Genomic DNA, 15,023 nt, shown 5'->3' on the forward strand with positions numbered 1-15,023 from the left:
GCTTCGACCGAGGAGATCGCGGCAGCGAGCCATACGCTCGCCGACCTCGCGCAGGAGCTCCAGAACGGCGTCCACGAGTTCAAGCTCTGAGCGCAGGCGCACGGAATCCGACTTTCGAGACGGCCAGCAGGGATCCCTGCTGGCCGTCTTTTTTCGCACGCAGCGGCAAAGAATTTGCGAAGCGAAAGGAAAATTCGGCTTTTGACGCGAATATATAAAGTACGATATGAATCCATATAAATCCGAATCATAATGGAGAATAGGGGTGTTTGGCATGAAAATCAGCAACAAAGGATTTGGCGCGTATGACATTCGCGGCGTCTATCCGGAGGACGTCAATGAGGAGCTCGCCTACCGCATCGGCCGCTCGTTCCCCAAACTCTTCCGTGCAAAGAAAGTCGCTGTCGGGCACGACATCCGCCTCTCTGGGCCCTCGATCCGCGATGCGCTCGTGCGCGGTCTCACAGAAGCGGGCTGCGACGTCATGGACATCGGCCAGTGCGGCACGGAGATGATCTATTTCACGACGGCGCATTTTGGGCTTGACGGCGGCATCATGATCACGGCAAGCCACAATCCGAAGGAATACAACGGCATGAAGTTCGTCCAAAAGGAGTCGCGCCCGATCTCAAGCGACACGGGACTGAAGGACATCGAAAAAGCCGTCATGGAAGGCGACTTCAAGCCGGTGGGGAAAGCGACGGGCACCGTCGAGAAAAAAGACGTGCTCGACGAATACGTCGGACACATTCTTTCGTATGTCGATATCTCGAAGCTCAAGCCGTTCAAGGTCGTGGCGAATACGGGCAACGGCGCAGCGGGTCCCATCATCAATGCGCTGGCGAAGCACCTGCCGTTTGACCTCGTCAAAGTCTACAACGAGCCGGACGGGAATTTCCCGAACGGCGTGCCGAACCCGATCCTCAAGGAAAACCGCGAAGCGACGGCGAAGGTCGTGCGCGAGACGGGCGCAGACATCGGCGTGGCGTGGGACGGCGACTTCGACCGCTGCTTCCTCTTTGACGAGAAGGGCGGCTTCATCGAGGGCTACTACATGGTCGGCTTCCTCGCACAGGCGTTCCTCAAGAAGCACAAGGGAGCCAAGGTCATCTACGACCCGCGCCTCATCTGGAATACGATCGAGATCGCGGAGCAGCTTGGCGGCGAGCCCGTCATGTGCAAGAGCGGCCATGCGTTCATCAAGGACAAGATGCGCAAGGTCAACGCGATCTACGGCGGCGAGATGAGCGCGCACCATTATTTCCGCGACTTCTCCTACTGCGACAGCGGCATGATCCCGTGGCTGCTCGTCCTGGAGCTTCTTTCGCAGGCGGGCGGCAAGACGCTCTCCGACCTCATGCGTGAGCGCATGGAGCGCTATCCGATCTCGGGGGAGATCAACAGCAAGGTCAAGGACGCCGATGCCGTCTTCGAGAAGATCGAGGAGAAGTACGGAAAGGACGGCAAAGTCACGAAGGTGGACGGACTCTCGGTCGAGTTTGACAAGTGGCGCTTCAATGTCCGCAAGTCGAACACCGAGCCCGTCGTCCGCCTCAACGTCGAGACGCGCCAGGATCCGGCGCTCTGTGCGAAAAAGACGAAGGAGCTCCTCGCGATCATCCGCGCGTGAGGTTCTTTCAGCCGCATGGATGTCCTCGTCCATCTTCCGGTCTGCTCGGAAGATGGACGATTTTCCTGCTGCCGGCATCCATTTGATCCGATGCGGCAATGGGACGGGTCCTCTTTTGTTGTCCGTCAATGGAGATGGAGATGCGAAAGATTGTTAAAGATTGTTTATGAGGGAGGTCTATGGTATAATTAGAGATGTGGATATAGTTTCCCCAGTGGAACGTTTCGCTTGGAAAAGGAGTGCTGCATATGAGCTTGAAACTGAAATCCGGCTTTGAATTTGACTATGGCAATCTTTACGGTGAAGGCAAGGTGACGGACGCGGATCTGAAGTCCTACGAGACCGATCTGAAGAAAGCGCATGAGGCGATGAAGGTCATGCGCGAGAAGGGATTCATCCGCGGGCATCTTTCCAAAGACGGCGAGCCGGAGAAGGTGCTCTTCTCCCAGACCCCATACGTCGAGGAAGGGAATATCAACAGCCCGGCTTCCCTTGCCCGGCTAAAGAAGCTGCAGGATCATGTCAAGGCGGATGTCGACGTCGTCGTATCGCTCGGCATCGGCGGCTCGTATCTCGGCAACAAGGTGCTTTTCGACGTGCAGTGCGGCGCATTTTGGAACACGCTGCCAAAGGAAGAGCGCAAGGGATTCCCGCGCGTCTATTTTAGCGGCAACAACATCGACCCGCGCGCGACGGGCGACCTCATCCAGCACATCAAGGCACTGTCGAAGATCTCGTGCTCGCATGAGAAAAAGAAGCTCCGGGTGCTGCTGCTGCTCATCTCGAAGTCGGGCGGGACGCTCGATACGATGTCTGGCTTCATGGTCATCTACGATGCGCTGAAGAAGTTCGAGAACGTCGAGGTCGAAGTCGTCGCCGTGACGGATCCGGGCGAAGAGAAGCCGACGCTCCTCAAGAAGCTCGCGATGGAAAAGGGCTGGGAGCAGTTTGCCGTGCCCGACGGCGTCGGCGGACGGTTCACGGTTTTCACGGAGGTCGGGCTGACGCTTGCGGCGTGCATCGGATTTGACATCCAAGCGTTCCTCGATGGCGCAAAGGATATGGACAAGGCGTGCCAAAACGACGATATCTGGCAGAACCCCGCCATGCTCAATGCGGCATTGAAGTTTGCCGCGTCGGAGCGCCATGGCCGTGACATCGAGGTCATGATGCCGTACGGCGACTACTTGAAGTCGGTCTCCGAGTGGTACATCCAGCTTCTTGCGGAGTCGCTCGGCAAGCAGTTCAACAAAGAGGGCAAGGAGGTCTGCTACGGGCGTACGCCGTGCGTCGCCGTCGGGACGACGGACATGCACTCGCAGACGCAGGCGCACCAGCAGGGCAAGCTCAACAAGGTCGTTCAGTTCATCCGCATCAAGGACTGGGAGGACGATCTCGTGATCCCGAATGCATTCCCAGAGGCAAAGAAACTCGCGGATATCGCGGGCGTCACGATGAGCGAGGCGCTGGAGGTCGCACGCCAGTCGAATGCCGATGCGCTCGCCTCGAACAAACGCTACAATGCGTGCTTCACGCTGCCGACGCTCAATGCCTACCACCTCGGCGAACTCCTCTACATGCTCGCGATGAGCATTGCCTACGAGGGCGAGCTCGCGGACGTCGACGCATTCGACCAGCCGGGCGTCGAGTCGTACAAGCGCATCATGGGACCGAAGCTTCAGGCACTCAAGGAAGCCAAGGGCAAGTAAGGAAAAGTAAGGAAAAGTAAGGAACGTCTGCGGACGGGATAGAGGAAAGGCTCTGCCGCAATGCAGGGCCTTTTTGTCGTATGGGGAGTCTTTGAGGTGGTCGAATGAAGCGCGAGTTTATCCTTGGCGGAGCCATGCTTCTCGCAGTGCCCCTTACGTTTGCGGCGTTCGGGGTTCTTATGCAGCCAGACGGACAGGAAGAAGCGCGTCCTTCCGCAACGGCGAAGGCGCTTGCCCGGCAGGACGGCAGCCCCGCGCGCATCGCGGTCAAGGGCGGGGGCGAGGCGGTCGCGGCGAGCGCGCTTGGAAATCCCTTTTCCCTGCGCCATGAAAACCGCACGATGCAGGAAAAACCATCCCAGGAGACGGGCGAGCGGACGGATGCGCCTCCGATGCCGCCTCCCGCTCCTACGCCCATCCAGGCAGACGGGGGAAAGCCTTCTGCGGCGGCGCGCGGGGAAGCACCGCCCGCTGCTGTCCTGCTGAAGGGGGTCGCCTATACGGGCTCGCGCGGCATGGCGATCCTTTCGAATGGGCGCGATACGGAAACGCGCGCGGTGGGGGAGGTGTTTGCAGGCTATGAAGTGGAATCCATCGATCCCGCGGGCGTCACGCTGCGCGGGCAGGCAGGCTCGCTGCGGCTCAGCCTGCCGCCTGTCTAGGCGCGTCCTTTTCCTCCTTCTGCTGCTTACGGCATTCGCCTTTCCCTTGCTGCCGGACGCTTCGGCGGAGCCTGTGGCGATGCAGGTCGTGGACGGCGACGTGCGGCAGGTCATGCTGTCGCTCGCGCGCCTTGGCAATCTGAGCCTCGTCATGGACGCGGATGTTGCGGGCACGGTGACGGTCAACATGACGGCGGAGCCGGAGTCGATCCTTCGCCTCGTCGCTGCCTCGAAAGGCTTTGCGCTCGTGCAGACGGAGGGCGGGCTCCTCGTTACGACGGAAGAAAAAGCACGCCGCTTTCGCAGGGCTTATGTTTACCCCGTCCACTATGCCGATCCAAATGAACTTGCAAGGGCGGCAAAATTATCCCTTTTGGGGGAAGGAAATCAAGGGGAAGCGACGAATAGTAAAGCTAAGAGCGGAGCGAAGGAAGATGCCGGCAGCGTTGCCCGACCTGCTGCAGAGGACGAAGATCGCGTCCGCGTGGACACGGCGACAAACTCGATCCTTCTCTTTGGCACGCCGTCTGAGGCGCACGAGGTCGAGCGGATCGTCCGTGCGCTCGACGTGCCGGGAAAGCAGGTCTCGCTGGAGGCGAAAGTCGTCGCGCTCTCAAGGGACGCGCAGAAGAAGCTGGGCGTGGATTGGTCGTGGTACGGCAAGGATCGTGCGCCCGGCACCATCCGCTTCGGGCACGCACCGGAAGCGCGCCCGTTCAGCCTCTACTACGAGGCGGAGCTTCAGGCGCTCGTGACGGACGGCAAGGCATCGGTGCTCGCACGTCCGAACATCACGACGATGCAGGGGCACGAAGCCGTCATCAGCATTGGCGGCGAAGTTCCCGTTCCGATGCGCACGGTTGCCGATTCCGTCACGACGACGACGTATGCCTACAAGAAAGCGGGCATCATCCTGCGCTATCTGCCGCGCGTGGACGCGGACGGCACGATCACGGCGCGGGTCCATACCGAGGTCAGCTCGCCGTACTACGTCGAGGATATGAAGGCGTATCGGTTCCAGGAGCGCAGCGCCGACACGACGGTGCGTCTCGCGGACGGTGAGACGATGGTCATCGGCGGGCTTATCGGCAAGGAGGAAACGCGCGCTGCCAGCAAGATCCCGCTTCTCGGCGACATTCCGATACTCGGCGCGTTTTTCCGCAGCGTGCGCACGCAGAGGACTGCGTCTGAGGTCATGATCTTCCTGACTGCGCACGTCGTGGACATGGATTGAGGGAAGGGGAACGAATATGGCGATATCGATCGTGATTGCAGATGACCATGCGCTTCTGCGCCAGGGCATCAAGCGCGTGCTGAACTTCGAGGACGACCTGGAAGTCATCGGCGAGGCGGAAGACGGACAGGAAGCGCTCGCGCGGACGGTCATGCTGCAGCCGGACATTCTCCTCCTCGATATCAATATGCCGGGGCTCAGCGGCCTTGAAGTCACCTGCAAGCTGCAGGAAGCCGGCGCGAAGACGCGGATCATCGCGCTGACGATCCACGACAGCGACAATTACGTTTTGGAGCTTCTTCGGAACGGTGCGCTCGGCTATTTGCTGAAAGACGTCGAGCCGTCGGTCCTGATCCATGCGATCCACGTCGTCAACGAAGGCAACGCGTTCGTTTACCCGAAGCTCGCCGATCGCCTTTTTGGCGGGCTGTCGGAGTCGGACGACGTGCAGCACATGGCGGACCAGCAATGGCGCGAGGGGCGCAGCGAACGGCTCACGGCACGCGAGATGGATGTGCTGCAGTGCATTGCAAAGGGGTTCTCGAACCAGGACATCAGCAAAGCGCTTGGACTCTCGGAGAAAACGGTCAAGAACCATCTGACGAGCATCTTCCACAAGCTCAAGGTCAATGACCGCACGCAGGCGCTCGTCTACGTGCTCAAGAACCGAATCATCACGCTCGACTGAGCGGAATTGGCATTTGTGCCTATCGGAGCATAAACCGGATCCATTTTTTGGAGGGAGCATGATGCGCCCTCTTTTATTTTCCTTCGGCTTGGGTTATAATGAAACGAGCCAAAAGATGAATCGGATTCGTTTTTGAGAACGGTTCACAGTGTAGCTGCGGGCGAGGACGCATGCGGGACATGCGAATGCGAGGAAGAATGCGGGAAACGGGGAGAGACCGGAAAGGAAGCGAAATGGTTTGCGCTATCCCATCCATTTAGAGCTCGACGGAAAGCCTGTCGTCCTCGTGGGCGGCGGGACGGTCGCCGAACGAAAGGCGAAGGGGCTGCTCGCGGCAGGCGCGCGCATCACGGTCATTGCGCCGAAGGCCACGAAGACGCTCGCCGCGCTTGCGCAGGAGCAGCGCATTGCGTGGATCGAGGCGCCGTTCGCGCCGGGGATGATCGAGACGCGCCGTCCCGTGCTCGTCTTTTGCACGGCGCGCGATGCCGCGGCAAATGCGGCAGCGGAAGAGGAAGCGCACCGCGTGGGCGCACTCGTCAATGAGGCGGTGCACCCGGAGCAAACGGACTTTGCCGTGCCCGCGCATTTTCGGCGCGGCAGGCTTCTTTTCACCGTCTCGACGGACGGCGTGAGCCCCGCTCTCTCCCGCGCGCTGCGCGAGCGGCTGGAGGAGGCGTTTCCGCCTGTCTTCGGCGACTGGCTGGACCTTCTCGGGACCATCCGCCGGGAAATGAAGGAAAGACTGGATTCGGGCGAGGCGCGCCAGGCATTTTGGCGTGCGGCGCTCCGCCCTTGTGTATTGGACTTAGTGAAAGACGGCGATTTGCGCCGTGCGGAGGTCGAAGTAAGAAATGCAGTTAGTAGTCTTGGGGCTGAACCATAAGACGGCGCCGGTCGATGTGCGCGAACGCTTTTCCATCACCAAACAGGCGGTGCGAAACGGGCTCTCGCATCTCGACGCATACGAGGGGATCAGTGAGGCGGTCGTGCTCTCGACGTGCAACCGCACCGAGGTCTACGCGGTCGTCGATGATGCGGCGGAGGATACGGAGACGCTCAAGCAGTTCCTGTTCGACCTGACGGGCACGGAGGAAGACATCGACGAATACCTCTACGACTTCGTGGATACGGCGTGCATCCGCCACCTCTTCGAGGTCACGTCCAGCCTCGATTCGCTGATCCTCGGCGAGGGACAGATCTTGTCACAGGTCAAGGATGCCTACGCGATGGCGCGCACGGCAAGCGCGACGAGCACCGTCCTAAACACGCTCTTTCATCGTGCGATGAAGACGGGCAAGCGCGTGCGCACGGAGACGCGCATCGCATACAATTCCGTTTCGGTGAGCTATGCCGCCGTCGAGCTCGCACGCAAGGAGCTCGGCGATCTCTCCGCCTCGAATGCGCTCATCTTCGGGGCCGGCAAGATGGCGGAGCTCACGGCACAGCACCTCGTCTCGCGCGGCGTCCAGAAGATTTACGTCGCGAACCGCCATATCGAGAAGGCGGAAGAGCTCGCGGAGGAGTTCGGCGGGGAGGCCGTGCCATTTGAGGGAGCCTTGAAGCGCGCGCCCGATGTCGACGTCATCGTGACCTCGACGGGCGCGCCGCATTACGTCGTGAAGCCTTGGGAGACGCAGCAGCTCATGACGCGCCGCAGGGGACGGCCGCTCTTTTTCATCGATATCGCCGTGCCGCGCGACGTTGATCCCGAGGTCGGCGAGATCAAGGGCGTGACACTCTACAACATCGACGCGCTCGAAGCCGTCGTCGACGCGCACGTCGAAGCGCGCAGGCGCGAGGCGGTCGAGGCGCGCAGGATCGTCGAGGAAGAGCTCACGGCGATCGAAGCGCGCTTCCAGTACCTCTCGCTGCGCCCGCTCATGGCGCTCCTATCGGAGCGCTGCGAGCGTATCCGCGTGCGCGAGGTACGGCGCGCGCGCTCGAAACTCCCAGACCTCACGAAGCAGGAGCGGCGCCAGATCGAACACATGACGCGCATGATCGTCCGAAAGATTTTGCGCATGCCGATGATGAAGCTCAATGCGTCGGCAGGAACGGAGCAGGAAGCGTTCTACACCCATGCGATGCGGGCGCTCTTCAAGCTCGATACGATAGGGGAGACGGAAAGCAGTGAAGAACGACACCATCACTATCGGTACGCGGAGCAGTAAGCTCGCACTCTGGCAGGCGCAGTACGTCGCGAAGCGGCTGCGCGAGCAGCACGCGGGGCTTGCCGTTGCGATCCGCCGCATGACGACGAAGGGCGACAAGATCCTCGATGCGCCGCTCGCGAAGATCGGCGGCAAGGGGCTCTTCACCAAGGAACTGGAAGATGCCATGCTCGCGGGCGAGATCGATCTTGCCGTGCACAGCCTGAAAGACATGCCGACCGAAGTCCCGGCGGGACTCACGATCTGCGCGGTCACGGCGCGCGAAGACCCCGGCGACGCCGTCGTGAGCCCGCGGTACCGAACGCTTCGCAATCTGCCGCAGGGCGCAAAAGTCGGCACGTCGAGCCTGCGGCGCCGGGCGCAGCTCCTCCACGCGCGCCCCGATCTCGATATCCGCGACCTGCGCGGCAATGTCAATACGCGTCTCGCGAAGCTCGATTCGGAGCGCTTTGACGCGATCATCCTCGCCGTCGCGGGACTGAAGCGCCTCGGCTTTGCGGATCGCATCACGGAAATCCTGCCGAAGTCGACGATCCTGCCCGCCGTCGGACAGGGCGCGCTCGCGATTGAAGCGCGCGCGGACGATGCGGCGGCCGCAGGCTGGGTTGCGTTCCTGCACGACGCGCAGACGGCGGCGTGCGCACGTGCCGAGCGGGCATTCCTCGCGCGCGTCGAGGGCGGCTGCCAAGTGCCCGTCGGCGTCTACGCGACGCCGTGCGCGGCAGGGCTTCATGTCGAGGCGGTCATCGCGTCGCTCGACGGCGCACGTCTCTACCGCGCTGCGATGGAGGGCGCGGCAGAGACGGCGGAGGAGCTCGGACGCGGTCTCGCCGACCGGCTTTTGGACGATGGCGGGCTTGCCATCCTGCATGAAATCGGACTGCTTTTGGAACGCCGTTAAAGGACGCCGCTGAAGCATGCGGATAAAGATGGACGGCAATGTAAAGCGGACGCTTTGCGCAGCGCGATCCGCAGAAGGATAAAAGGGAGCGATTTTTATGGTATACCTCGTCGGAGCAGGTCCAGGCGACTGGCGTCTTGTCACGATGAAAGCGGTGGACTGCCTGCGCGCGGCGGACGTCGTCATCTACGACCGCCTCGCCGATGACCGCATCCTCGGCTTTGCGCCGCAGGACGCCGAGCGCGTCTACGTCGGCAAGGCATCCTCGCATCACACGATGAAGCAGGAGGATATCAGCCGGCTCATCGTCCTGAAGGCGAAGGAAGGGAAGACCGTCGTGCGCCTGAAAGGCGGCGATCCCTTCGTCTTTGGGCGCGGCGGCGAAGAGGGCATGCTGCTTGAGAAAAACGGCATCCCGTTTGAGATCGTGCCGGGCGTCACGTCGGCGATTTCCGTTCCCGCCTACGCGGGCATCCCCGTCACGCACCGCGCTGTCGCGACCTCGTTTGCTGTCGTCACGGGGCATGAGGATCCGACGAAGGCGGAGAGCGGCATGAACTGGAAGGGGCTTGCGACGGGCGTCGACACGCTCGTCTTTTTGATGGGCGTCGCGAACCTGCCGCACATCACGGCAAAGCTCATCGAGAACGGCCGTGCGGCAGATACGCCTGCCGCCGTCATTCGCTGGGGCACGAAGCCAGAGCAGCGCGTCCTCGTGACGACCGTCGGAAATGCGGCAGAAGACACACAGAGGAACGCCGTCAAGCCGCCTGCCATCTTCATCGTCGGCGAAGTCGTACGCCTGCGCGAAAAACTCCGGTGGTTTGACCGCCTCGCTCAGCGCCCGCTCTTCGGGAGGACCGTCCTCGTCACGCGTGCGCGTGACGAGGCCTCGCGCCTCACGCAGAAGCTCGAAGCACTCGGCGCAAGCTGCCTTGAAGTCCCTGCCATTCGCATCGAAAGTCCGACGGACGGCTTTTCGGCGGCGGACGCGGCAATCCGGGAAATCGGTCGCTATCATTGGCTCGTATTCACGAGCCCGAACGGCGTCCTCCGCTTCTTTTCGCGCCTCTTCGCTGCGGGCAGGGACGCGCGTGCGCTCGGCTACGCGAAAGTCGCCGCCATCGGCTCCTCGACGGCAGGAAAGCTAAGGGAATACGGCATCGAAGCAGACTGCGTGCCGAAGGAATTTCGCGCTGAGGGCGTCATCGAGGCCCTGCAGGGGAAACTTCCGCCGCACGCCAAGGTTCTCTTGCCGCGCGCCGAAGAAGCACGCGAGGTCCTGCCCGAAAAACTGCGCGAGCAGGGTGCGGACGTCGACGTCGTGGCACTCTATAAAACTGTTGCCGCCGATGCCGACGCCGATGCCCTTCGCGATAGGCTCACGTCGGGCGGGATCGATCTCGTGACCTTTACGAGCTCCTCGACTGTCCGAAACCTCTGCAAGATCCTCGGCGGGGCAGACGCCCTGAAGGGCATCCGCACCGCCTGCATCGGTCCCGTGACCGCAGCTGCGGCAAAAGAGCTCGGCATCGCGCCCGATATCGTCGCCGGGACGTACACGATCGACGGGCTCGTCGCGGCCATCCAAAACGCATGGAATCGTGCTGAGCCAATGGGCTTGACGGGATGCGATAAAGCCTAGGCAAGGCTCTGCTAGGACAGCATGCGAACCGTTCCGCTCTGACATAAGCTTGTCTTTTTCAATAGGAGATGTTCATTATGACCGAACAGAAACTTCGCCCCCGCCGCATGCGCATCAGCCCTGCGATGCGCGATATGGTGCGCGAGAACCAGCTCTCGCCGAAAGACTTCGTCTACCCGATCTTCGTCGTGCCCGGTGAGAACGTCTGCGCGGAAATACCAAGCATGCCGAACTGCTTCCACCTCTCCGTCGAAAATGCCGTCAAGCTCGCCAGGGAAATCCATGCGCTCGGCATTCCTGCCGTCGAAGTCTTCGGCCTTCCCGCCTACAAGGACGAGGACGGCAGCTCCGCATGGGATATGGCGAGCCCCGTCCAGCGCGCGATTGCCGCCATCCGTGAAGCCGTGCCGGAACTCGTGATCGTCGGCGACGTCTGCCTCTGCCAGTACACGACGCACGGGCACTGCGGGCATCTCACGGGTCACTACGTCGACAACGACAAGACACTCGCGCTCCTGCAGAAAGTCGCCGTGAGCCAGGCGAAGGCGGGCGCGGACATCGTCGCGCCGTCCGACATGATGGACGGGCGCGTCGCCGCGATCCGCGAGGCGCTCGATGCGAACCACTTTGAAACCGTCTCCATCATGAGCTACGCGGTCAAGTACGCCTCGGGCTACTACGGACCCTTCCGCGACGCGGCGGACAGCGCGCCCGCATTCGGCGACCGCCGCCAGTACCAGATGGATCCCGCCAACGCGCGGGAGGCGCTCAAGGAAGTCGACCTCGACATCGAAGAAGGCGCGGACATCATCATGGTCAAGCCCGCGCTTGCCTACCTCGACATCGTGCGCCGCGTCCGTGACCACATCCATCACCCCGTCGCCGTCTACAACGTCAGCGGCGAATACGCGATGGTCAAGGCGGCCGCCGCCAACGGCTGGATCGACGAAAAGCGCATCGTCCTCGAAACGCTCACGGGCATGAAGCGTGCCGGCGCCGACATCATCATCACCTACCATGCCATCGACGCGGCAAAGTGGCTCGCGGAGTAAGAAACAGGAGATCGGCATAGCAAATGGCAAGAAAGAGCATGGAACTCTTTGCAGGTGCGGGCGGGCTTGCGCTTGGATTGGAACGGGCAGGCTTTTCGCCTGTTGTTTGTTGACGATGAGAGGACAGCGCAGAGGTGTGAAAATGGGGATTGAATTCATCCGTGATTCCTTAGAGCAAAAGGATAAGATACGCAGAACCTTATGATGGAGGAAAAGAAATGGAGTGTGACCGTAGATGAATCTCGAAAAATCCCTTGCCGCCTTCCATGAGGCGAAGCGCATCATGCCGGGCGGCGTCAACAGTCCCGTGCGCTCGTATGCGAACGTCGACTGCAATCCGCCGTTCATCGCGCGCGCGGAGGGCGACCGGATCTATGACATCGACGGCAACGAGTATATCGATTACGTCGGTTCGTGGGGACCGATGGTCGTCGGGCACGCGCACCCGCAGGTCGTCCGCGCGCTGCAGGAAGCGGCGGCGCGCGGCACGAGCTACGGGGCGCCGACGCTTCTTGAGACGGAGCTCGCGAAGCTCGTGCAGACCGTCTATCCTTCGATGGAAGTCATGCGCATGGTCAGCTCCGGCACGGAGGCGACGATGAGTGCGATTCGCCTTGCGCGCGGCTTCACGGGGCGCGACAAGATCGTGAAGTTCGTCGGCTGCTATCACGGGCACAGCGACAGCCTGCTCGTCAACGCGGGCTCGGGGCTTGCGACGTTCGGCGTGCCGAGCTCGCCGGGCGTGCCGCGCGCCGTGGCGGCGGACACGATTGCCGTCCCGTACAACGATGTGGACGCCATCACGCGCGTCATGGAGGAGCAGGGCGATGCGATCGCCTGCATCATCGTCGAGCCGATCGCGGGCAACATGGGCTGCGTGCCGCCACGCCAGGGCTACCTTGAGGTACTGCGCCAGCTGACGGAAAAGCACGGCGCGCTCCTCATCTTCGACGAGGTCATGTGCGGCTTCCGCGCATCCCTTGGGGGCGCACAGGCGGCGTACGGCATCACGCCCGATCTCACGTGCCTCGGCAAGATCATCGGCGGCGGCATGCCGTGTGCGGCATACGGCGGCCGCCGCGATATCATGATGCACATCGCGCCTGTAGGACCCGTCTATCAGGCAGGCACGCTCTCTGGCAACCCGCTCGCGATGACGGCAGGATTGGAGACGCTCAGGATATTGACGGCAGAGCCGGAAGCGGGCGAGCCGGACAAGAGCCGCATCCTGACGCTGAAGACGAAGAAGCTCTTGCTCGGCTGGCAGGAGAAGGCAGGGGAAGCGGGCGTCGCGATATGCGCGCATCAAGCGGGCTCGATGTTCAGCATCTTCTTCAGCGAGAAGGAAGTATTCGATTACGAGGACGCCTGCGCCGCCGATCAAAAGGCATTCGCCGTATGGTTCAAGGCGATGCTCGAACAGGGCATCTACCTCGCGCCCTCGCAGTTCGAGACGCTCTTCCTGTCGCTCTCGCATACGGACGAGGATATTGCGCGCACGGTTGCGGCAGCAGGCAAGGCATTTGCTGCCGTTGCGCGGCAAAGAAGGGACCTTTTCTAAAAGTTTCTTGCAAAAGGGTTTCCTTATGCGCATAAAAATAGTAGAATAGAGCCATAGGGGACTGTTCCCTTGCATTGGAAGGCGGGAAGGCATACCTTTCGCGTCAATGGTTTTTAAGAACAGGTGGGGATTTGCAAATGCTAAAAAAGACGAAGATTATCTGCACGCAGGGTCCTTCTACGGATAAGCCGGGTGTCGTTGAGGCACTGATCGAAAACGGGATGAACCTCGCACGCTTCAACTTCTCGCATGGCACGCATCCGGAGCACCTCGAGCGCATCAAGCGCGTTCGCGAGGCGTCGAAGAAGACGGGGAAGGTCGTTTCGTACGTCCTCGATACGAAGGGACCGGAGATGCGCCTTGGCGAGTTCAAGGACGGCTCGGTCATGCTCGAAAAGGGAAAGCCGTTCACGCTGACGTATTCCGACGAGCCGGGCGATGTGACGCATGTCTCCGTCAACCATAAGAAACTCTACACGGAGGTCAAGCCCGGCGATACGCTGCTGCTCTCCGATGGCCTCGTCGCGCTGAAGGTCGATGAGATCAAGGGCAAGGATATCCTCACGACGATCCAGAACAGCGGCAAGATGAGCACGAGGAAGCGCGTTGCTGCACCGGGCGTCTCGCTCGGCCTGCCGCCGATCTCCGAGCAGGACGAGAAGGACATCATCTTCGGCTGCGAACAGGACATGGACTTTGTCGCGGCTTCGTTCATCCAGCGTCCGGAGGACGTCATCGCGATCCGCAAGCTCATCGAGTCGCACAATGGGCGCATGGAGATCCTGCCGAAGATCGAGAATCTCGAAGGCGTCAAGAACTTTGATGCGATCCTCGAAGTTTCCGACGGCATCATGGTCGCGCGCGGCGACCTCGGCGTCGAAGTCCCGGCAGAGGATGTCCCCATCATCCAGAAGGACATCATCCGCAAGTGCAATGAGGCGGGCAAGCCCGTCATCGTCGCGACGCAGATGCTCGAGTCGATGACGACGAATCCGCGCCCGACGCGCGCAGAGGTCTCCGATGTCGGCAACGCGATCTTCGACGGCACGGATGCGATCATGCTTTCGGGCGAGACGGCTTCCGGCGACTACCCGGTCGAGGCGGTTGCGACGATGAACCGCATCGCGCATCGCATCGAGGATTCGCTTGAATACAAGAACCTCTTCGTCGAGCGCGGCCTTCAGCACCTGAAGTCCCGCACGCGCGCCGTTGCGCATGCGACAGTCCAAATGGCGTACGAGCTCGATGCCGCAGCGATCATCACGCCGACCGAGAGCGGCTACACGACACGTGTCGTATCGAAGTACCGTCCGAAGGCGGCGATCATCGCCTACACGCCGTCTGAGAAGGTCGTCCGCCAGATGAACCTCCGCTGGGGTGTCCTGCCGATCCTCGGCAAGGAATGGTCCGACGTGCACGAGATGACGTCGAACGCAGCGGCGGCAGCCGTCAAGCAGGGCTATGTCGAGCGCGGCGACTGCACGATCATCACGAGCGGCATCAAGACGGGCGACGGCAATACGAACGCGATCCGCGTTTACACGATTTGATCCATCCCCGCGACCACTCCATAGGGAAGGGGCTGCGGCAAGATGCCTTTGCGTTTTGCCGCAGCCTCTTTTTCTGCCTGCTTTTTGCCGGCGATCCTTTTGGATCATGCCGAGCATGCCTCTTGCCTGTCGGTTTCATGGATGGCGAACCGACAGAAAGGCAATGAGGCACGGCAAAATAGTTCTTGCGCGAATCCCGGAAACCCGATACAATAGA

Annotated in this window: 13 protein-coding genes; all 13 read left to right on the forward strand. The window is 61.4% G+C overall.

The window, feature by feature from the left end; translation table 11 throughout:
- Positions 1-274: 274 nt before the first annotated feature.
- Positions 275-1,630 carry a phosphomannomutase/phosphoglucomutase gene (locus tag HMPREF1985_RS04350; protein ID WP_021771267.1) on the forward strand — a complete coding sequence of 452 codons (1,356 nt, stop codon included), beginning with the start codon at positions 275-277 and terminating at the stop codon, positions 1,628-1,630.
- 248 nt (positions 1,631-1,878) lie between these two features.
- Positions 1,879-3,339 (forward strand): glucose-6-phosphate isomerase, encoded by a 1,461-nt coding sequence (locus HMPREF1985_RS04355; RefSeq protein ID WP_021771269.1) that lies wholly within the window; start codon positions 1,879-1,881, stop codon positions 3,337-3,339.
- A 104-nt stretch (positions 3,340-3,443) separates the two neighbouring features.
- A complete protein-coding gene (locus tag HMPREF1985_RS04360) occupies positions 3,444-4,001 on the forward strand; it encodes a hypothetical protein (RefSeq protein ID WP_021771270.1) in 558 nt (185 codons plus the stop codon).
- On the forward strand, positions 3,919-5,235 hold the full coding sequence (locus HMPREF1985_RS04365; RefSeq protein WP_081695803.1) for a secretin N-terminal domain-containing protein: 1,317 nt from the start codon (positions 3,919-3,921) through the stop codon (positions 5,233-5,235). The genes HMPREF1985_RS04360 and HMPREF1985_RS04365 overlap by 83 nt, the downstream gene beginning before the upstream one ends.
- A 16-nt stretch (positions 5,236-5,251) precedes the next feature.
- Positions 5,252-5,923, forward strand: a complete 672-nt coding sequence (locus HMPREF1985_RS04370) for a response regulator (RefSeq protein ID WP_021771272.1) — start codon at positions 5,252-5,254, stop codon at positions 5,921-5,923.
- A gap of 238 nt (positions 5,924-6,161) precedes the next feature.
- Positions 6,162-6,809 (forward strand): precorrin-2 dehydrogenase/sirohydrochlorin ferrochelatase family protein, encoded by a 648-nt coding sequence (locus HMPREF1985_RS04375; RefSeq protein WP_021771274.1) that lies wholly within the window; start codon positions 6,162-6,164, stop codon positions 6,807-6,809.
- Positions 6,778-8,097, forward strand: a complete 1,320-nt coding sequence (hemA, locus tag HMPREF1985_RS04380) for a glutamyl-tRNA reductase (RefSeq protein ID WP_040637085.1) — start codon at positions 6,778-6,780, stop codon at positions 8,095-8,097. The genes HMPREF1985_RS04375 and hemA overlap by 32 nt, the downstream gene beginning before the upstream one ends.
- Entirely contained in the window at positions 8,057-8,998 is a 942-nt protein-coding gene (hemC, locus tag HMPREF1985_RS04385) for a hydroxymethylbilane synthase (RefSeq protein WP_021771276.1), read from the forward strand. Before hemA ends, hemC begins: the two co-directional genes overlap by 41 nt.
- Positions 8,999-9,095: 97 nt before the next feature.
- Positions 9,096-10,643 (forward strand): uroporphyrinogen-III C-methyltransferase, encoded by a 1,548-nt coding sequence (cobA, locus tag HMPREF1985_RS04390; RefSeq protein WP_021771277.1) that lies wholly within the window; start codon positions 9,096-9,098, stop codon positions 10,641-10,643.
- A 77-nt stretch (positions 10,644-10,720) separates the two neighbouring features.
- The gene (hemB, locus tag HMPREF1985_RS04395) at positions 10,721-11,695 is read left to right on the forward strand and encodes a porphobilinogen synthase (protein ID WP_040637087.1); all 975 of its coding nucleotides are present in this window, start codon (positions 10,721-10,723) and stop codon (positions 11,693-11,695) included.
- A gap of 23 nt (positions 11,696-11,718) precedes the next feature.
- A complete protein-coding gene (locus HMPREF1985_RS11300; protein ID WP_196805323.1) occupies positions 11,719-11,808 on the forward strand; it encodes a DNA cytosine methyltransferase in 90 nt (29 codons plus the stop codon).
- A 122-nt stretch (positions 11,809-11,930) separates the two neighbouring features.
- Positions 11,931-13,256 carry a glutamate-1-semialdehyde 2,1-aminomutase gene (gene hemL, locus HMPREF1985_RS04400; RefSeq protein ID WP_021771279.1) on the forward strand — a complete coding sequence of 442 codons (1,326 nt, stop codon included), beginning with the start codon at positions 11,931-11,933 and terminating at the stop codon, positions 13,254-13,256.
- A gap of 137 nt (positions 13,257-13,393) precedes the next feature.
- Positions 13,394-14,806 carry a pyruvate kinase gene (gene pyk / locus HMPREF1985_RS04405; RefSeq protein ID WP_021771280.1) on the forward strand — a complete coding sequence of 471 codons (1,413 nt, stop codon included), beginning with the start codon at positions 13,394-13,396 and terminating at the stop codon, positions 14,804-14,806.
- The last annotated feature ends 217 nt before the right edge of the window (positions 14,807-15,023 follow it).

This window comes from Mitsuokella sp. oral taxon 131 str. W9106 (genome assembly GCF_000469545.1).
GTDB lineage: Bacteria > Bacillota > Negativicutes > Selenomonadales > Selenomonadaceae > AWVT01.

Coding starts and splice junctions, on each gene's coding strand:
- HMPREF1985_RS11300 (WP_196805323.1), top strand. CDS start 11,719: ATGGCAAGAAAGAGCATGGAACTCTTTGCAGGTGCGGGCGGGCTTGCG.
- cobA (WP_021771277.1), top strand. CDS start 9,096: ATGGTATACCTCGTCGGAGCAGGTCCAGGCGACTGGCGTCTTGTCACG.
- hemB (WP_040637087.1), top strand. CDS start 10,721: ATGACCGAACAGAAACTTCGCCCCCGCCGCATGCGCATCAGCCCTGCG.
- hemA (WP_040637085.1), top strand. CDS start 6,778: ATGCAGTTAGTAGTCTTGGGGCTGAACCATAAGACGGCGCCGGTCGAT.
- HMPREF1985_RS04360 (WP_021771270.1), top strand. CDS start 3,444: ATGAAGCGCGAGTTTATCCTTGGCGGAGCCATGCTTCTCGCAGTGCCC.
- HMPREF1985_RS04350 (WP_021771267.1), top strand. CDS start 275: ATGAAAATCAGCAACAAAGGATTTGGCGCGTATGACATTCGCGGCGTC.
- HMPREF1985_RS04365 (WP_081695803.1), top strand. CDS start 3,919: ATGAAGTGGAATCCATCGATCCCGCGGGCGTCACGCTGCGCGGGCAGG.
- HMPREF1985_RS04355 (WP_021771269.1), top strand. CDS start 1,879: ATGAGCTTGAAACTGAAATCCGGCTTTGAATTTGACTATGGCAATCTT.
- pyk (WP_021771280.1), top strand. CDS start 13,394: ATGCTAAAAAAGACGAAGATTATCTGCACGCAGGGTCCTTCTACGGAT.
- hemL (WP_021771279.1), top strand. CDS start 11,931: ATGAATCTCGAAAAATCCCTTGCCGCCTTCCATGAGGCGAAGCGCATC.
- HMPREF1985_RS04370 (WP_021771272.1), top strand. CDS start 5,252: ATGGCGATATCGATCGTGATTGCAGATGACCATGCGCTTCTGCGCCAG.